This is a genomic window from Streptomyces sp. NPDC051364, from assembly GCF_040682115.1.
Lineage (GTDB): Bacteria > Actinomycetota > Actinomycetes > Streptomycetales > Streptomycetaceae > Streptomyces.
This window is the reverse complement of sequence record NZ_JBFBAH010000059.1, coordinates 1-17,809: the sequence shown is the minus strand read 5'-3', so window position 1 is coordinate 17,809 and position 17,809 is coordinate 1. Positions and strand designations below refer to the sequence as shown.

Sequence of the window (17,809 nt, the reverse complement as noted above, 5' to 3'; positions counted from 1 at the left end):
GGCAAGGGCTTCACCCGCCGCGACCCCGCGACCACCCTCGCCCCGGATCTCGTCAACCGCGACTTCACCGCCGAGGGCCCGAACCGGCTGTGGGTCACCGACCTGACGATGATCGCAACGGACGAGGGGCCGTTGTGGCTGTCGGCGATCCGGGACGCCTTCTCGCGCCGGGTGGTGGCCTGGGAGACCTCCGCCCGCGCGGACGCCGACCTGGTCCTGTCCTCGCTGGAGTACGCCCTCGCCAGCCGGGAAGTCGAGCCCGGCAAACTCATCCATCATGCCGATCACGGCTGTCAATACACGGCCATCAAGCTCACAACGCGCCTGGTCAGAGCGGGAATCCAAGCGTCCATGGGCTCGGTCGGGGACTCGTATGACAATGCCCTCGCCGAGAACCTGTGGATGCTGATCAAAACCGAGTGCGTCCGCGGCCGCGTCTTCGCCACACGTGCCGAGGCGAACCTCGCCCTCTTCGAGTACATCGACGGCTTCTACAACCCCCGCCGCATCCAGAAACGCCTCGGCTACCTCAGCCCCATCGAATTCGAGGAGAAGTACTACACCGAACAAGCGACGGCCGAACAAGCGAACCTGAAACCCCGTCGACCCGCTCTGACCAGCTAATCAACCGCTCCCGCACAACGGGGGAACCTCAGGCCGCACCCACTCCGCGGTGAAGAAGGCCACGACTGGCTTGTGTTCGTCGATGAGCTGCTCGAATTCCTCGGTGGTCTGGATTTCGATGACGGCCATGATGACAACTCCTGTCTGGTGCGGGATGGTCTCCAGCCCGCACACGGCGATGATCACACCGCCCGCCCGCCCGCCCGCCCGCCCAGTGCAGACGGTGATGGGATCATCGCATATCGTCACCAGTGCAGTGCAGAACAACCAGATCACTGTTTTCGTCCTCTGCGAGGGCACGGTAGAGCCTGAGCACGTCGAACTCAGCAGCCCCCGAAAACCTCCGGCCACCCACCACTGCTGCAGACCGTGCGGAGCAGCGGCGGATATGGGCCGCCGACTGCCGGGCTGGGCCGGCTGTGGCAGGTCCAGTGATGAGGCTCGTTGAATTTTAATTCGGGTTCTGACCGCGCTTCCGTGATGACTACGCCTGAAGGCGGGTGGGTGGCGGGTGGCGGCACAGGCGACACCGTTGAGCGGACGATCAACAGACTCAAGCATCCCTGTGTGGTTGCCACCCCGGTACGACAGGTCCGAGTGAACGATCTTGTATCGGGCGGCCCGCTCACCCGTTGACTGTAGGCCGTGGCGGTCATCGTCCCCGGCTGTTTGGGGGAACCGGGGGCCACCCCTGCCCTTCTCCCACCCAGCGGGGGCATCCGTTGATGAAACGAAAGAGAGACTGAGACACGATGCCGCTCTATCTATCAAGGTTCAGCTACACGCCGGAGACTTGGGCGAGGCTGATCGGCCACCCCGAGGACCGTGCAAAGGCCGCTCAGTCGTACATCGAGTCCGTCGGTGGGAAGCTGCACGGCTTCTGGTACGCCTTCGGCACGCACGACGGCTATAACCTCTGGGAAGCTCCGGACAACGTGTCCATGGCCTCGGTTGCGCTGGCGATCAGTGGCGGTGGCGCGCTTAGCTCGTTTGAGACGACCGTTCTCCTGAGCGTCGAAGAAACGCTGGATGCCCTGCACAGAGCTGAGCAAGTCCAGTATCGGGCTCCTGGCAAGTAGCGGGCCTGCTGCCTCAGGTGGCCGGTGCCGGGTTGATGTGGATCCCGAATTTTGGTTCTGACCGCGCAGCCGGAGCGGGGATGACTCGCACGTCCGGTTCTGAGGGGGCCGGGACTCAGCAATGCGTCCCGGCTACCCGACTGCTCACGGTAGTCAACGAAGACGGAACGACGCCACACGGCTCCCTGATTGACGAGATCGTCCGCGAGGCGGATGCTAGCTGCCGCCCTGGAAACGGAAGTCAATACCTACATAGCCGAGTTGGCCGACCAGCGGGACGAAAATGGCCGTGGTCTGGTGGTGCACAACGGCTACCACCAGCCGCGGAAGGTGACCACCGCCGTCGGGACGGTCGAGGTCAAGGCCCCGCGAGTGAACGATAGGCGCGTCGACGAGATGACGGGCGAGCGCAAGCGGTTCTCCTCGGCGATCCTGCCGCCCTGGTGCCGCGCCGCAAGTCCCCGAAGATCAGCGAGATACTGCCCCTGCTCTACCTGCACGGCCTGTCGTCCGGCGATTTCGTGCCCGCGCTGGAGCAGTTCCTCGGCTCCTCGGCCGGCCTCTCCCCGGCGACGGTCACGCGGCTGACCACGCAGTGGCAGGCCGACCACAAGGCGTTCATGGACCGCGATCTGTCCGCCACGGACTACGTCTACGTCTGGGCTGATGGCGTTCACCTGCGCATACGTCTGGAGGAGGCGAAGGCCGCCGTCCTGGTCGTGGTCGGCGTAACGGGCGGACGGCGCCAAGGAGCTGATCGCGATGAGTGACGGCTACCGCGAATCCTCCGAAGCATGGGCGGGACTGCTGCGGGACTGTGCCCGCCGGGGCATGCGGGCCCCCGTCCCAGCCGTAGGCGACGGGGCGCTCGGCTTCTGGAACGCGTTGAACGAGGTGTTCCCCGAGACCCGTCATCAGCGGTGCTGGGTGCACAAGACCGCGAACGTCCTCGACGCGCTGCCGAAGTCGGCCCAGCCCGCGGCCAAGCGCGCGATCCAGGAGATCTACAACGCCGAGGACAAGGAGCACGCGGTCAAGGCCGTCGCCGTGTTCGCCAAGCAGTACGGGGCGAAGTATCCCAAGGTCGTGAAGCGGATCACGGACGACGAGGAGGAACTGCTGGCGTTCTTCGGCTTCCCCGCCGAGCACTGGATCCACCTGCGGACCACGAACCCGATCGAGTCGACCTTCGCGACCGTCCGGCTGCGGACCAAGGTCACCAAGGGGGCCGGAAGCCGGGCCGCCGCACTCGCCATGGTCTTCAAGCTCATCGAGTCGGCCCAGGAACGTTGGCGGGCCGTGAACGCGCCCCGTCTCGTCGCCCTGGTCCGGGCCGGCGCCCGCTTCGAACGTGGCCATCTCGTCGAACGCCCTGAGGCGGTGGCGGCGTGAACCGGCCCACCAGCGGAACGCTGCACCACGTCGAGCTGTGGGTGGCGGACATCGACCGCGCGGTCGCCTCCCTCGGCTGGCTGCTGGAGGCACTGGGCTATGCCCGCTTCCAGAGCTGGAACAACGGCTGCAGCTGGCGGCTCGGTCCGACCTACCTGGTCCTTGAGCAGTCCCCGGCCCTCACCGCCGACCGGCACGACCGCTACCGGCCAGGGCTGAACCACCTGGCCTTCCACGTCGAAGACGACACCGCCGTCGAACAGCTGGCCACCGACGCGGCACGGCACGGCTGGCGCCTGATGTTCCCCGACCGGCATCCGCACGCCGGCGGCCCCAACACACACGCACGGCGGAATGTGGCACCAGGTCGCGGGCATTTGTGCGGTAGCGGCTCGCGTTCTGTTGCCAGAAAGGCCTAGGGCTCTGGGAATATTGACGTGGGCTGGCGCAAGACCGCAACCGTGTACCGCCTTCGCTTTTGACCGGGAGAGAAGTATGACCATCAAGGACATTGGGCCGGAACCTCAAAGCTTCGACCTTGAGAAGGCGACGCTCGAGAACACGAACTATCGCGCGGTTGCCTGGTCTGGGAAGTACCTTCAGTTGACCCTCATGTCGATCCCGGTGGGTGAGGACATCGGCTTGGAGGCGCACCCGGAGACTGACCAATTCCTACGACTCGACGCAGGCCGGGGCCGCGTCCAAATGGGCCGCACGAAGGATCGACTCGACTTCGACCGGGAGGTCGAGGATGGCTGGGCGATCTTTGTGCCCGCCGGTACTTGGCACAACGTCACCAACATCGGTGAGGAGACCCTGCAGCTCTACGCCGTATACGCGCCGGTCCACCACGCGTCGGGCAAGATCCATGCGACAGCCGCCGACGCGGAGCGCGACGAGGACTCAGGCAACGACGAGCCGCCAAGCTGGTCGGTCCAGCCTGCCCAGCAGCCATCGGACGAGCACGCCTGACCAGCGAGGGCTTATCGCGACAGTAGTTCCTGGCCCCGAGGCGAGCCGAGAGAATCACGATCTTCCCTCCCGCCTGTACGCCCGGGCTATCGCTAATTCATAGAATCGGAGGTCCTGATCGGCGCCGGTACTCATGCGGCGTTGCTGGTTAGGGACTTCTTGAGCGTGACCGCGATCGAGGAAAACCGGGACGCCGCCCCGGATGCTGTCGCGCTCGGCGGTGGATTCGAACGTGGCCGCGTCCGGGCAGGTGACAGAATCTATGGAGACGACGTATCGCCACCTCGGTGAAGTCTTTGTCTTCGCTTGTTGATCTTCTTCTCGCTCCAGGCAGTCTGTCCGTCCTGAGCCACGCCGTCGAATTCCCGCGCGGGATGGCGGGCGTCGGCGCGCGCGTTGGAGCGGGCCCGCGTGCCGCTCGGGGCGGCGGAGCGGTGGTGGTGCTCACGCTTCTGGTGGCGCTGGTGGCGCTGGCGGAGGCGGTGGCGGCTGCCCGCATGTGGCACGAGGCCCTGGCCCCCCGCGCGCAGGCGAAGGCCGCCGCCGACGCCGCGAAGCTGCTGCGCGAGGCCGCGGGCCGGCGCACCGGCCTCCCGGTCGGGCCCGGCGCGCGCCGAGAGGACCGCGCGGACGTCACCGGTTGCGGCCCGTGGCTCGGCCGGCCCGGGGGCCGTTACCGGGGTTACCCCGTACGCCAACTGGCCCGAAGAGGGCCCAGGTAAGTTCCGCTGACCCTTCGTTGCGATCTCTCGGCTCGGGGACAGCGGTGTGAGAGACGGTGAGTCCTTGGGGTGTTGATGCTGGTCGGGGCTTGTTTCGGGGTTTGTGTCACTGTCTTGGACGTGAGAGATCGGTGTGGGATCGCTGTCCTGGGCCTTATCCCGCCAGGGGTGACGCTGTCTCAGTTTCGTGAGTTCTGATCCATCGGCTGGTGGGGGTCGGTGTGATGGGCGGGTGGACGAGGAAGTTGTCGCCGGTCAGTGAAAGTGAGCAGTCGTCACGCTTGTGACCTGGGGTTGTGCAGGTTGGCTGAGCGGGCTGGCGGCTGTGCTGGCTCACTGAATCTGCGCAGAGTACGGCGCGCGCCAGTCGTCTGACCTGCGGAGTTCCTAGCTTCGGGTCCGGTTGCGCAGGTTGGTTGGGTACTGCGCAGTTTCACTGGTCCGCGACAGCCGTCAGTCGGTCGGTTCGCCCGGGAGGGAAAGCCGATCGACGGCCTTTCGAGCACGGTCCTGGCTGTTCGGCATGAGGTGGGCGGACACCGGCGGGCAAACCACCGCCGTCGCTCGGGGCCGGGCTCACGGACACCAGGAGCCGCCGCTCCGGCTCGCCCGGGCCTCTACCGTGTAGCCCTGCTCCCCGTCGGATGCCCAGGACACGGCGAGATGGGAGGTGGCGCCGTCGATCTGCTTAGTGAAGCAGAGGCCGATCCGTTCGCCGGCAGGGTCGTGGCGCCAGGCGGGCTCGTCCGGCTCGGGCGGTGCCGGCAGCCAGCCGTTGCGGGCGGCGGCCGCCCTGTAGTAGGCGGCGACGTCCGCTCGGCGGGCGGGCTCGGTGTACCCCCGGCCGAAGTACGCGAAGCGGTCGTCGTCGTCGCAGCCGGAGTAAGACCCGTCGTCGGCCTGTGCTCCTTGCGGGGTGCCGAGCGTCCGGACCTGGGCGGCCATCGGGTCCTGCAGTGCCGCGTCCGCGGCGGTGCAGCCGTAGATCCCGCCGTTGAGGGACCACCAGCCACCCATGACGGTGAGTGTGCCGAAGACCAGTCCGCCCGCAACTACGGACGCTCCCACCCGAAGATCGTTCACGGGCGGGAGCGTACCGGTCGGCAGCGGCGGGGAGAACCCAGCCCCAGCGTCGGGTACGACGAACGCATACGATCAGTGGCCAGCTGCACCACCCATGACCTCAACCACGCTTCTGGTTTTCACGGCCCGTATGGTCCGCAGTCGCCAACGCTGCCTCACAGTCGCGGCGGGGCACCGCAAGCCCGCCACTGAGGAGCTACCGACCCTGGGCGAGAGCGGGGCTATGGCCTGTTGTGAAAGTGGCTGAAGGGGTAGAGATCCTGGCTCGCAGGCTGCCGATGGCTTGTGCCAGGTCGGAGCCGTAAGAGGACCAGCAGACCACTGATCCGTCGGTGTCGGGCTGCCCCATGAACAGTCGTCGAGCGCGAGGCGCAGGTCGTGGAACCCGAGGATTACCTCAGGCTCGAGGGTCGTGTATTCGCTCTGGCCCGGCTCCTCGACGACTTCGAGCCTGTCGAGGGAGAGCGCGGTGGCTCTTCGGTCTTGTGAGAGCGTGCGGATTTGCTCGATCGTCCAGCCAGTGGGGAGGTGTGAGGTAACTGTCACATGATCTCAACTGGTGGCACTTCAAAGCCACCCCTTGTTGGCTGCGACCAGCACTGTTGCCTCATAGCGGACGGCGAGCTTGTCGCCGGTTGATCCCGCACTCGTCAGCGTGACGTTCGCGGTACTCGGACTTGTCGAACTTGGGCGGCAGGCCGCCGTGGGACGGAGGTTCTTCCGGTTTCGGACCCGGTCCGCGGGGACGGGGATGGTCGCTTTGATCCCTCGTCTGCGCAGGTAGGTGCGGTTCTTGCGGGAGTCGTAGGCCTTGTCGGCGCGGACCCGGTCTGGCCGTTTGCGCGGTCGGCCGAGGCGCAGCCGCGGCACCCTGATCGTCGCCGTGGGCGACCGTGATCGGGGGGTCGTTCCTCCGTGCGGGCGGTGCCGCCAGGTCCGTCTCGACTACTTCCCGGCCCTGAAGGTCATCGTCGGGGCTGGCGACCGGCTCCGACCGTCTCCATCACCGACCTGCTTGGTGGCCGAGCAGTCCCGGCACACGATCTCGACACCGGGATGTGTCCGCCGCCAGACTTCCAGGGTGGCCGCCTCGCGGTCGGGCAGGACTTCGAGGCGTCGGCCGGTCTCGGCATCCGTGATGATCGTGGCGTAGCGGTGGCGGCGGCGCAGGGCGAAATCATCCACGCCGATCACTCGCGGGATGGCCTGCTGTGGCAGTGACAAGCGTCGCAGATGGCGCAGTGCGGTGCTGCGGGAGACCGGAACGGCCAACAGGCCGGTCAGACGCGGCGCCCGACCGCATAACTCCCGCGCCACCTGGGATATCTGGGCGGTCAGCCGCACCGTACGGCGCTGATGACGCTCCAGCAGCCCGGGGATCTGCTCGCGGAAAGTCTGCCGAAGGCAGCCCGGCACCGGACAGACCAACCGTCGTACGCGCAGGTGGACGACGACCTCGCGGCCGTCGACCGGCACGTCCGTCACCGTCCAGCGGTGATAGCCGTGCCCCTTCGCTGTCGGGGTCCCGCACACCGGACACGGCACCGCCACAGTCCGGGTGCGAGCCGTGACCACCACCGCGTCACCGCCGTCCGCCACGTCCTCGACGACCAGCGCCGAGAGACCGGAAAACACCGTCCCCAGCAGGGACTTGAGATCCATCACAAATTCATGATCAAGGACAGCTACCCGGCGTCACCACCGACTAGGACAGACCCGGTTGCTGGACAGACCCGGAAGAGGGCGAGCCGTGAGGGAGGTCCCGGGATGGTGCTTCGACCGCCGGTCGAGCCGATGTTGGCGCAGGCCGCCGAGTCCGTGTCGGGCCCGGCCGCGCTGCGCGCCGGGGTGGCGTATGAGCAGAAGTTATGGACGGGTTCTACGGCTGTCGGTTGGGTGAAGTCCGACGAGCCGTCGGGGCACGCGGGGGTCGGCGTCCGGCCGCTGTCGAAGATCCGGTCGAGGTGGTGGTGGAGTACCGCGATGGCCGTCTCTGGCGTCCGCTGGCCGACGAGGATGCTGGTGCCCATGGTTGCCGTCATGGCGAGCAGGCTGATGGCCTCCGTGCGCGGGTCCGCGGACGGGTCGGCCAGGCTTTGCGCCTGGGCTTGTTCGAGGAGGCCGGCGAGGGCGTTCTCGGCCGCGTCGGGGTTGTCGATGAACGGTTGGGCGGCGAGAGCCCCGTCGGTCACGGACAGGATGGAGTACGAGCTGTAGAGCAGGTGGAAGGTGCGGCTCTCCTCGTCCGTGGGGAGGGAGGCCAGCAGCAGTGCCTCGATGGTCGCGCGGGGACCCGGGTCCGGGCCGGCGGCGGCGAGGCGGGCGCCCACCCGTGCCATGAAGCGGGCGGTGAGGCGCTGGAGTCCGTAGAAGAGCAGCTTCTCCTTGGTCTGGAAGTAGTACTGCACCAGGCGCAGCGACACGCCCACCTCGGCCGCGACGTCGCGCATGCCGACGGCGTGCAGCCCGCGCCGTCCGGCGACCCGGATGAGTGCTTCGGCGATCTGGGTGCGCCGTTCCTCGTGGTCCACGCGCCTCGGCATGTGCCGTATCTCCGCCTGTCGGTGGTGCGTTCGTGCCCGGCAGTCCCGGACGTCTTCATGGTACCGCCGTACCATGAATATGGTACGGTCGTACCACGAAGAACGGATCTTCCTGGAGGTGCCCCGTGCCCGAGAACACGACCCGAGTGCGACGCGACATAGGCCACTACGTCAACGACGAGCTGCGTGACCGCTACTTCGCCGCCTGCGACGTGCTCTACGCGAAGGGCGCACCGATCCGCTCCGAGACCGACGTGGAGACGAGCTTCGGGACCACCCACGTGTACCGGTACGGCCCCACGAACCCGGCCGCCGAGTCACGCACGCCCGTCGTGTTGATCCACGGTTCCGGTGGCTGCTCCGCCCAGTGGTACCCCAACACGATCGCGCTCAGCGCCGAACGGCCCGTCTACGCACTCGACACCCCCGGCGACCCCGGCCGCAGCGTCCAACGCGAGCCCATGTGGCAGCCCGAGCGCGCGGCCCAGTGGATGGACGAGGCCCTCGACGCCCTCGGCCTCGACAAGGTCCACCTCGTCGGTTCCTCCTACGGCGGCTGGCTGGTCATCAACCAGGTCCACCGCCGGCCCGAAAGGCTTGCCTCCGTCACCGCGCTCGACCCGGGCGGCCTGGAGAAGGTGGGCCTTCGCTTCTTCGCCTGGATCTTCGCCAGCCTCTTTGCCACCTTCGCCCCCAAGGCGTGGCGCCCGCGGCTCGCCGCCTGGCTGGAGCAGCCGGTGATCGTCGTTCCCGAGCTCCGCGCGTGGATCCATGCAGGCGTCCGCGCCTTCCGGATCAGTCGGCCCGCCCCGCTGCCACTGTCGGACGAGGAACTGGGCTCGATCCGGACGCCGTTCTACCTGGTCATGGGCAAGCGCAGCCTGCTCGTACACCCGAAGCGGCAGCTGGAACGCGTACCGCGCCTGATCCCCGGGGCCCGCGCCGAGATCGTCGCCGCGACCGGACACGGACCGCAGATCGACCACCCCGACCTGGTCAACGCCCGGATGCTGAGCTTCATGGAGGACATCGACTCCCTCGATCCGGCGGCGGCCCGCGGCGCCACGGACGCGTAGTCGCGAGGGCCGCCGACGCGGACTGTCCAAATTCGGCCGAGTCGTCGTTCTTGGCCGCCTCGGCCTCCGCCACGAGCTGACACACCAGGTCCAACTCGACGATTCCGCTGGGGGAGACCGCGTCAATGAGTCGGAACCCGGCGACGCCAGGGCCCGTCAGGAGGCCGGGCCGGCCCCGGCGAGGTCGCGTACGGTCGCCATGTCGCTGAAGGGGAGGAGTTCCTCGCCCACGATCTGGTGCGGTTCGCTGCCCTTTCCAGCGATCAGGACGATGTCGTCGGGCCGCGCGGCGGCGAGCGCCAACTCGATGGCCCTGCGCCGGTCGGCGGAGCGTTCGTACGGGGTGCCGGTGCCCGCGATGCCGTGGGCGATCTGGTCCAGGATCGCCTCGGGGTCCTCGGTGCGGGGGTTGTCTGAGGTCAGGACGCACAGGTAGGAGTGGGTCCCGGCGATCCGGCCCATCTCGGCCCGCTTGGTGGTGTCCCGGTCGCCGCCGCAGCCGAAGACGGTGATGACCCGGCCGCGGGCGAAGCCCCGGATGGCCGTGAGGACCTTGTCGAGGGAGTCGGGCGAGTGCGCGTAGTCCACGATCACCGACGTGCCGGCGGGGGTCACGAAGCGCTCGAACCGGCCCGGTACGGGCGGCATCTGAGCGAGCGCGGCGACCAGTCCGGCCAGGTCGTGCCCCAGGACCCGGCAGGCAGCCACGGCCGCCAGCGCGTTGGACACGGAGAACCGCCCCGGGACCGGGACGGCCGCGGGGTACGCCCGGCCCGCGTGGTACAGGGTGAACCGAGTACCGGAGGCGTCCGCGACCAGGTCCGCGGCGCGGAAGTCGGCCTCCGCGTCGAGTCCGTACGTGGTCACCGCGCCCGGCATCATCGCCTGGATCCTAGCTCCCACGGCGTCGTCCACGTTGACCACCGCGTGCCGGCAGAGCCCCTGGAACAGCCGGAGTTTGGCGTCCATGTAGTGGTCCATCGTGCCGTGGTCGTCCAGGTGGTCCTGGGTCAGGTTGGTGAAGACGCCGACGTCGACGAACGTGCGGTCCATCCGGTACGTCTGCAGCGCCATCGAGGTGGCCTCCAGCACCACGCTGCCCGTGGCCCGGTCGCGCATGCGGCCCAGGAGGTACTGGAGGTCGGGTGATTCTGGAGTGGTCAGCACCGAGGGCGGCATCGGGATCACCTCGTCGCCGATCCTGCTGCCCGCCGTTCCGATGACGCCCACCGAGGCACCCTCGGAGATCCTCAGCAGCGACTCGACCATGTACGAGATGGAGGTCTTCCCGTTGGTGCCGGTGACCGCCACCACGTCCATGTGCCGCCCCGGCTCGCCGAAGTAGCGGGAGGAGGCGACGGCGGCGGCCTTGCGGGTGTCGGCCACCCGTACGACGCACACCGCGGGCGGCAGCTCCCGTTGCGGGGGCGCGGCGGCGGCTCCTGCCGCGTCGACGAGCACGGCCACCGCCCCGCGCGCGAGCGCCGCGCCGATGGCGGCGGGGCCGCCTCCGCGGTGGCCGGGTACGGCGATGAAGAGCGAGCCTGGCACGACCCGGTCGACGTCGAAGGTGGTGCCCGCGGTGATCCGCGTCGATGCGGCGTCACCCTGGATGACGTGGTGCTCGTGGCCGGTCAGCAACCCGCTCAACTTCACGGTGGTCCCTTCGGGAGCGGCGGCGGCCCGGCGTGCGGCCCGCGCCTGGCGGCAGCGCCGACGGATCGCCGGTACTGCGGTGATGGGGTGAGGGGCGAGGCGTCGCCCCCCGGGCGACGGGACCGGGAGGGGTCGGGCGCGGTGGTCCGGCCGGAGGCCGGAGGTGGGTGGGGCCGTCCCGGGAAGGGGTACGGGAGGCGCCCGGATGAGGTGGGGCGGCGGGGGACGGTAGCGAGAAGCGCTAGCCGTGGCCGTGCGGGGCACCGCGGCCGACCGCGGGGGCCTGGCCGTCGACGGCGGTCCGGGAGCTGACGCCCGTCCGGTCCGCGCGGGCCGCACGTGCGGCGGGAGCGGCCTGCGCCAGGCACTCCTCCGTGACACGTGTGCGGTTCATGGGCCGAGTGTACGGGCGCCCGCGCGCCCCGGGCACCACGCCGGGGCGGGGAACACCCTTTCCCGCCGCCTCCTTGGCCCGGGGCGGTGGGCTCCCCGCCGGCGCTGGCGTATATGCGTGGGCTGATAGCTCCGTTGGAGCGGAAGAACGGACCGGATCCACCGGCTGCTGAACCGGATCGACTGGAACGCGGACGAGGTCCTGGACGACGTGCGGGACTACGTCGTCGAGCATCTCGGCGATCCGGATGCGGTGCTGATCGTGGACGATACGGGTTTCCTGAAGAAGGGTGTCCGCTCGGCCGGGGTCCAGCGCCAGTACTCCGGCACCGCCGGCCGGACAGAGAACTCCCGGATCGGGGTGTTCCTCGCCTATGCCTCCTCTCGTGGCCGCACGTTGATCGACCGCCGCCTGTATCTGCCCGCCTCGTGGACGGATGACCGGGAACGGTGCCGGGCCGCCGGCATCGACGACGCAGTCGCCTTCGAGACGAAGGTGGTGACGGCCAAAGCCATGGTCCACCGCGCGATCACGGAACGGATCCCGTTCCGGTGGGTGACCGCCGACGCCGCCTACGGCTTCTCCAAGGGCTGGCGCACCGAGCTGGAGCGGGCGGATGTCTTCCATGTCATGGCCACCACCCGGCACGACACCGTCGTCACCCGCTGGGCTATGGACCACCCCGTCCACGACCTGTTCCCCGGCCTGCCACGGCAGAAGTGGAAGCGTCGTTCCTGCGGGGACGGGGCTCATGGCCCGAGGGTCTATGACTGGGCGAGGGTCGAGGTCCTGCCCTGGCACCGCGAGGACCGCCGGCACTGGGTGATCGCCCGCCGAAGGTCCGCAGGCCCGAGGAGGTCTCCTAGCACATCGCCTACTGCCCGGCCGAAACAACACTGGACGAGCTGATCCGCGTCGCGGGAAGCCGGTGGGCAGTCGAGGAATGCTTCCAGAGTGAGACTCTGGCCATGGCCGCCCACGCCTGCCTCACCGTCCTGCGGGCCCGCGAACTCGACACCGGGAAGGCAGACGCTCCCCGGTGGACCGTGGCAAGCAGGGCCTCAAGCGGTCGGTCGCCTCCGACGCCTGCGGAGTTCCGATCGGGATCGTCTCCGACGGTGCCAACCGACATGACTCGCCCCTGCTCGGACCTACCCTTGACGCGGCCTGGACCCAGGTCGGCACCATGCCCCAGAACGTCAACGCCAACGTCAACCCGGACCGCGACAACGACAGCGCCACGTCCCGTGCCCTGATAGCCGAGTTGGGATTCACCGCCGAGATCGCCCGCAAGGGCATCGCGGCCCCGAGCCAGGCCGGCAAGCGCTGGGTGGTCGAACGCGCGCACTCCTGGATGAACGGCTACGGCAAGCTCCGACGCTGCACTGAGAAGAACAGCAGGGTTGTGGACTTCTACCTCCACCTCGCCGCCGCACTCGTCACGCTCCGCATGGTCATCCGACGCGCGACCAACCGCTACCGCTGGGACAACCGCCCCACCACCCGACGCCTCAGGTGATCCATTTGCCGGTCGATCTTAAGCTCAAGCGGCCGGCTCAGATCAGCCGTTGTGCCCAGCTGAGGGACCGCCCGACGCAAGGCATCGAGCACCGTATGACTGTCCGGGCCCTGAGCTCTACCGCCCAGCGCGTTCAGGCCCTTCAGGCCGAGGCCAAGGAGCTCGAGAGCGAGATCCTCGGCCTCGTGCGTCAGATGGCTCCCGAGCTGCTGGACCTGAAAGGAGTCGGACAGATCACCGCAGCCCAGGTGCTGGTCAGCTGGTCACACCCAGGCCGCTTCCGTTCTGAGGGCGCCTTCGCGTCCTTCGCGGGCGTCTCACCGATCCCGGCCTCCTCGGGGCTCACGAATCGCCATCGGATCAATCGTAGGGGAGACCGGCAACTGAACAGAGCCCTGCACACCATCAGGCTCATCCGCATGCGGCTGGACCCCGCTAGGAAGACGTACGGCGCCCGCAGGATCAGCGAGGGCAAGACCTCCCGCGACGCACAGCGCTGCCTGAAACGAGCCGTCTGCCGTCAGCTGTTCAAGATCCTCGAACGCTCAGATCGAACCACGACGATCTCCTCGGAACAGCTTGACGCGATATAGCAGCCTCGGGGGCAGCGGCAGCGGTACGCTCGCGTGGTATCCGCCAGGATGCGTGTCCGGCAGGCCTGGTGGGCGTTTGCCTGCGAGGATCGTACGGCTGGAGTCGGGGGATCCGCTGCGAAGCGGCTGTCCTTGCGGCTCTGCCCCGCATACCCCGGCCGGCACCCCCCCCGCTGGCCGGGCCCGCCCCGGCCAGCCCACCCCCCCCGGCTGGTCGGGGCTCTTCGTGCGGAGGGGTGTGCGCCGTCGTGCACTGGAACGAGGAGGGCAAGCTCGCGAAGATTTGGGCCCGCTACCGGGTGACCGCAGCCGCATCCGGTTGCCAGGACCCCGGCGGTCGTCCTCCAGGCAAGCGCAGCCCGGCAGACGGTGCCTTGGCTGCTCGGCGGCGCCGCGGCTCTGGCCGTGGTGGGAGCAGTCGGCTACGTTCTCGTTCGGCGCCGCCGCAAGACGTCGCACTGACGTCGATGGTGCAGTGCTCGTCGGTAAAGGCTCTGTCACGGCCCACATCACCTGTCTCGTAACTGGAGTACCAACCCGACTTGGCCCCCTGGATGGCGGTTTGAGCCGGTACTAGCCTCCGCGGCGTGTCCCTGGAATGTGTAAGGTCCTGCCCTGCTCTGCACAAGTCGTACTATGACGCGGCCTACGCGCTGGAAGTCGGCGTGAAGACCAACATCACCAATCTCATTCCGCCCCTGTGGCCGGTGTCAATGATCGGACTGGACCGGCTCAACCGCGCGATGAACGGTGTGGAGCGAACACTGTTCCCAACAGCTCGCGGTATTGCACCCATGGACCCGCGGGCGGCCGCCGCCCTGCTCCACGCGTACGACAGGCTCGGTACGTGCCCCGGGCCACAGGCGGGAGTGGAGAGCGTACCGCGGTGCTTCTCCAGGACCCTGCGGGTGTTCGGGGCGGCGGACTCCAAGGAGGTTCCCGCATACTCCTGCCCGGCGAGCACCGCGCCGACTCCCGGCCTCCTGGGACGCACAGCCCGGTAGTCGGCCCCGGAAAGGGCCGCGGACAGCTCCCGGGCACGGGCGTCACACGTCGCCGCATCCGGACCCCACACCGTCAGGACAGTCACCGACTGGACCTCGACCTCAACCGAGGTCCGCGCCATCCGCGCATCCTGCTCGGCCAGATCCCCGGCGGCATCGGGCAGCGAATGCGGCATCCCGGTGGGCTGCGCGCCGTACTGCTCGGCCTGGTCCAGCAGTTCGCGTTTCTTGCGCTGGACCTGCGCGCGGGCCTTCTTCGCCGGCACCACCCGCAGATCCGCGGTGACGTCCACCGGGAACGGCAGGCCCTCCAGCTGTGCCAGGACATCCGCGCTCTCCACCGATACCGCCGGCGGAATCTCCGCGAGCACCAGGTGCGCCTGATAGCCGGTCCCGGCTGCCTCGGTTTCAACCTGCAGCCACTTACGGCCCACCGGCGAGGCCGTCGCCGCCGACCGCCACCACGAACCCGCACCCCCTGCCTTGCTGCCCTCGCCATCCGCGGCGGGCTTCTTGTCCTGGCCGCCCTCGGCGATGCGGACTTGGCCCAGGTCCGCGTAGGAGGGGGAGTGCAGCTGTCCGTCGTGGACGCGGCTGCCGTAGAGCGGGCTGTGCTCGGCGTCGGATAGGAGCGGCTCCTCCAGTCCCCGGTGCAGGGCGTGCTGGAGCATCCACACGATCTCGGCGGGCGACGCCGGCTGTAGGCCGAGGCCGCCGCCCAGCGACGTTTGGACGCGGCTCGCCTCCGCCTGCGCCGCCCGCACCTCCGCCTGAGACACGGGTACCGGGGCGATGCCAAGGGCCGCAGTAAACTCCGCATACAGAGCCCCAAGAGACCTTGCGGCCGCACCGCCCCTGCCGGGCAGCGGCACGGCAAGCCACAGGGTCCGCTCGTGCATCTCCTGGCCGGTCAGCAGGTCCACGGTGGCGGCGCAGGTCTGCGCCCACGCCGGGAGCCGCTGCCAGTTGAGGCCTTCGACCATCCGCTCGGCGACCTCGCCGGGATCGGTGCGCGCGGCGAGGACGAACAGCCGCGGCTCCATGGCGGGCATCGACCGAACCAGGGAGGTGATCTTGCCCAGGAGTTCCTGTCGGACGCGCGCGGGCAGGTATCCGCCGGTCAGGGCCGTCACCCGCCACACCACCCACACAGTGCCGGACGTCGACCACAGCAGATGACCTGCGATGTGCCGGAAAGGCGTCAGCATCACGCCGCCCTCCGCCCGGCCCCGGCCGCATCCGCCAGGAGGCGGGCCAGGCCCGAACCGGCCGCCGCGCTCTCCGCAGCCGGCACCGCCACCAGCACGGCCGACCGTGCACCCGCCGGGGCCAGAACCGGGGCCCGGGAAGCGGAGACGGGAGCAGGCTCGATGACGAACTGCCCCGCAGGTAGGTGGGCTGCTTGTCGCGGGCGGCCCTCCCGCCGACCCGCCCGGCCGGATGCCGCAGCAGCAGAACCAGCACGCCCAGCGCGGCGGTGAACGGGTTCTGTCCGGCGATCTGAGCCCCGCGCACCGCCCACACCGCGCACAGCCACAGCGCGACAGGCACCGGCCCGGCCCACGACCACCACGCGAACGTCTTGATCAGCGCGAAGGCTCCTCCGCCGAGCACGACCAGCTGCGCGGGCGTGTAAGGGCCGAACGGCACGGTCCAGTCGCCGAGTCTGCCCAGCACCCACGGATGGCGGCGCGCACTGGTGTAAGCCCTCGCGATGCGCGGCCCCGCCGCCGTGCTCACAGCTCACCTCCCGTGCTGGCTGCGGGGCCGGGGGTGATGACGACGGTGACGGCGCCCGCGCCCTTGGAAGGGTTGTTGATCTCGTCGGAGAACATGGCGGCCAGCGAATCGACGGGGGTTGTAGATGGCGAGTGCGGCCACTAGCGCGATCAGCGCTCCGATGCCGGCCTTCATGGAGAACTTGCGGCCGACCGTGACGACCACGACGGTGAGCAGGATCGCTTTCAGACCGCTGTCGCTCCAGCGGGCGAGCGTTGCGATGAAGGAGTCGCCCATGTCAGCGAACTTGCCTGCCAGAACGACCTCGTTCATCGGGCACTGCCCGAGACAACTGAGGCGGCAGGCGACGGCGCGGTCACAGACGGCGAGGTCGTTCCTGCCTCCAAGGCGCTGACTTCCCACCGGCTGGCCCGTGCTGTCACCTCCAGCCAGTAGGCCAGCGGCCAGAGCACCCCGCCCCGGTCCTCGGCGGACACGCGAACCCGTACCCGGGTCTTCGTACCGTCTGCCGGCACTGTGGTGCCCAGGGCGGTGTCGGTGTCCGCTGCGACGCCCTCGACGTCGACCCGCGCATACGAAGCAGCCCGCGGTGCCGAGACCCGCAGCCCGGGAGAGAGGTAGCGGTCCACCCCGGTTCCCTGGCCTCCGCTGAGGTAGGCGCGGACGAACTCGGCCAGCGTCGTCGCCAGTGCTCCGGTGGAAGGGGCAGGGTAGGTGAACGGCGATGCGGGTACCGCGGCCGCGTCGGGGGCGGCAACTTCCGCCGGCGCTCCGCTGACAGTGAGCTGGCCGCCGTCCTTGCCGCCGATCCCGGCCACGGCGAAGTACCGCACCAGCGGCGCCCCCTCAGCGGGCTGCTCGCTGATCACGGCGACGACGACTATCCACCCACTCGTAGTGTGGGAGGTCTGTACGGCCATGACCCGGGAGGCGGCCGGGGCCGTCTTCGCGGCGCGGGGCCGGTTGGGTAGGTCGGCATCCGGGACCAGGGCCCGCACCGGGGCCGCCGCCGGGCTGTCGGGCGCGGAGGCGTCCGCACGCAGCCACAGGTCCACGAACATCTCCGCGGTACCCGCCGGGTCGGCGGCTACCGTCTTCGCGTCGGCCGCCGCCTTCGGGGAGGGCGCTGCCTGGGCGACGGTCGTCCGCGGCACGGCGACGGTGACAGCCAGGGCGAGCGGACCAGCCGCCAGTGCCGCCCACACGCCGATCCGGGTGATACGAGGTCCACGCGAGACAGGCCGGTGCAGGAACGGTCTCGGGCCGGGAGTTGCGTAGCGGCGCCGTGACGGGCCGGGCCTGAGTGGCCGGGGCCGCCTTACGACCCGGGGATGAATTGTTCCGGTGCTGGTGAGGCCGTGACATGAGAAGGGCCGCACGGGTTGGGTGAGTTGTGACGCTTACCTGGGCCC

15 protein-coding genes and 6 pseudogenes are annotated in these 17,809 nt (G+C 69.2%); 11 read left to right on the top strand and 10 right to left on the bottom strand.

The genetic code is table 11. The features are described 5' to 3' along the window. On the top strand, positions 1-624 hold a 624-nt coding region (locus AB0M76_RS42265), incomplete at its 5' end, for an IS3 family transposase (RefSeq protein WP_365958087.1). Here the strand turns inward: AB0M76_RS42265 and AB0M76_RS42260 are convergent. After that, a complete protein-coding gene (locus AB0M76_RS42260; protein WP_365958086.1) occupies positions 625-873 on the bottom strand; it encodes a hypothetical protein in 249 nt (82 codons plus the stop codon). Positions 874-1,376: 503 nt separating this feature from the next. Here AB0M76_RS42260 and AB0M76_RS42255 point away from each other — a divergent pair. The 5 genes and pseudogenes from AB0M76_RS42255 to AB0M76_RS42235 all read left to right on the top strand — a co-directional run bounded on the left by AB0M76_RS42255 (position 1,377) and on the right by AB0M76_RS42235 (position 4,789). Further along, entirely contained in the window at positions 1,377-1,703 is a 327-nt protein-coding gene (locus AB0M76_RS42255) for a GYD domain-containing protein (RefSeq protein ID WP_365958085.1), read from the top strand. A gap of 140 nt (positions 1,704-1,843) precedes the next feature. Continuing rightward, positions 1,844-3,095, top strand: a pseudogene (locus AB0M76_RS42250) (IS256 family transposase). Beyond that, complete coding sequence (locus AB0M76_RS42245) at positions 3,092-3,514, top strand: VOC family protein (protein WP_365958084.1); 423 nt, start codon at positions 3,092-3,094, stop codon at positions 3,512-3,514. The pseudogene AB0M76_RS42250 and the gene AB0M76_RS42245 overlap by 4 nt, the downstream one beginning before the upstream one ends. 76 nt (positions 3,515-3,590) lie before the next feature. Next, a complete protein-coding gene (locus tag AB0M76_RS42240) occupies positions 3,591-4,067 on the top strand; it encodes a cupin domain-containing protein (protein ID WP_365958083.1) in 477 nt (158 codons plus the stop codon). Between the two features lie 437 nt (positions 4,068-4,504). Further along, positions 4,505-4,789 (top strand): hypothetical protein, encoded by a 285-nt coding sequence (locus AB0M76_RS42235; protein WP_365958082.1) that lies wholly within the window; start codon positions 4,505-4,507, stop codon positions 4,787-4,789. Positions 4,790-5,365: 576 nt separating this feature from the next. Here AB0M76_RS42235 and AB0M76_RS42230 read toward each other — a convergent pair. Together AB0M76_RS42230 and AB0M76_RS42225 are read right to left on the bottom strand one after the other, a co-directional pair. Continuing rightward, a complete protein-coding gene (locus AB0M76_RS42230) occupies positions 5,366-5,872 on the bottom strand; it encodes a hypothetical protein (protein WP_365958081.1) in 507 nt (168 codons plus the stop codon). A 567-nt stretch (positions 5,873-6,439) separates the two neighbouring features. Then, the gene (locus AB0M76_RS42225) at positions 6,440-6,742 is read right to left on the bottom strand and encodes a hypothetical protein (protein WP_365958080.1); all 303 of its coding nucleotides are present in this window, start codon (positions 6,740-6,742) and stop codon (positions 6,440-6,442) included. Positions 6,743-6,746: 4 nt separating this feature from the next. On the opposite strand from AB0M76_RS42225, the pseudogene AB0M76_RS42220 reads away from it, so the two are divergent. After that, positions 6,747-6,889, top strand: a pseudogene (locus AB0M76_RS42220) (cytidine deaminase); the annotation flags it as partial. Here the strand turns inward: AB0M76_RS42220 and AB0M76_RS42215 are convergent. Both AB0M76_RS42215 and AB0M76_RS42210 read right to left on the bottom strand, forming a co-directional pair. After that, a pseudogene (locus tag AB0M76_RS42215) lies at positions 6,890-7,507 on the bottom strand (transposase family protein); the annotation flags it as partial. A gap of 296 nt (positions 7,508-7,803) precedes the next feature. Further along, positions 7,804-8,415 (bottom strand): annotated as a pseudogene (locus AB0M76_RS42210) (TetR/AcrR family transcriptional regulator); the annotation flags it as partial. Positions 8,416-8,540: 125 nt separating this feature from the next. Here AB0M76_RS42210 and AB0M76_RS42205 point away from each other — a divergent pair. Next, positions 8,541-9,491, top strand: coding sequence for an alpha/beta hydrolase (locus AB0M76_RS42205; RefSeq protein ID WP_365958079.1), 951 nt, complete (start codon positions 8,541-8,543; stop codon positions 9,489-9,491). A 156-nt stretch (positions 9,492-9,647) separates the two neighbouring features. Here AB0M76_RS42205 and AB0M76_RS42200 read toward each other — a convergent pair whose 3' ends face one another. Both AB0M76_RS42200 and AB0M76_RS42195 read right to left on the bottom strand, forming a co-directional pair. Beyond that, positions 9,648-11,147 carry a UDP-N-acetylmuramoyl-L-alanyl-D-glutamate--2,6-diaminopimelate ligase gene (locus AB0M76_RS42200; RefSeq protein WP_365958078.1) on the bottom strand — a complete coding sequence of 500 codons (1,500 nt, stop codon included), beginning with the start codon at positions 11,145-11,147 and terminating at the stop codon, positions 9,648-9,650. 241 nt (positions 11,148-11,388) lie between these two features. Further along, entirely contained in the window at positions 11,389-11,541 is a 153-nt protein-coding gene (locus AB0M76_RS42195) for a hypothetical protein (RefSeq protein ID WP_365958077.1), read from the bottom strand. Between the two features lie 101 nt (positions 11,542-11,642). On the opposite strand from AB0M76_RS42195, the pseudogene AB0M76_RS42190 reads away from it, so the two are divergent. The 3 genes and pseudogenes from AB0M76_RS42190 to AB0M76_RS42180 form a co-directional block, all read left to right on the top strand. Beyond that, a pseudogene (locus AB0M76_RS42190) lies at positions 11,643-12,569 on the top strand (IS701 family transposase); the annotation flags it as partial. A 2-nt stretch (positions 12,570-12,571) separates the two neighbouring features. Further along, a pseudogene (locus AB0M76_RS42185) lies at positions 12,572-13,060 on the top strand (IS5/IS1182 family transposase); the annotation flags it as partial. 5 nt (positions 13,061-13,065) lie between these two features. Beyond that, positions 13,066-13,653, top strand: coding sequence for a transposase (locus AB0M76_RS42180; protein WP_365958076.1), 588 nt, complete (start codon positions 13,066-13,068; stop codon positions 13,651-13,653). Between the two features lie 646 nt (positions 13,654-14,299). On the opposite strand, the gene AB0M76_RS42175 is transcribed toward AB0M76_RS42180, so the two are convergent. The 3 genes from AB0M76_RS42175 to AB0M76_RS42165 form a co-directional block, all read right to left on the bottom strand. Beyond that, on the bottom strand, positions 14,300-15,865 hold the full coding sequence (locus AB0M76_RS42175; RefSeq protein ID WP_365958088.1) for a hypothetical protein: 1,566 nt from the start codon (positions 15,863-15,865) through the stop codon (positions 14,300-14,302). 535 nt (positions 15,866-16,400) lie between these two features. Next, positions 16,401-16,709, bottom strand: a complete 309-nt coding sequence (locus AB0M76_RS42170; RefSeq protein ID WP_365958075.1) for a hypothetical protein — start codon at positions 16,707-16,709, stop codon at positions 16,401-16,403. Beyond that, positions 16,706-17,602, bottom strand: coding sequence for a conjugal transfer protein (locus AB0M76_RS42165; RefSeq protein WP_365958074.1), 897 nt, complete (start codon positions 17,600-17,602; stop codon positions 16,706-16,708). The genes AB0M76_RS42170 and AB0M76_RS42165 overlap by 4 nt, the downstream gene beginning before the upstream one ends. Between the last annotated feature and the right edge of the window lie 207 nt (positions 17,603-17,809).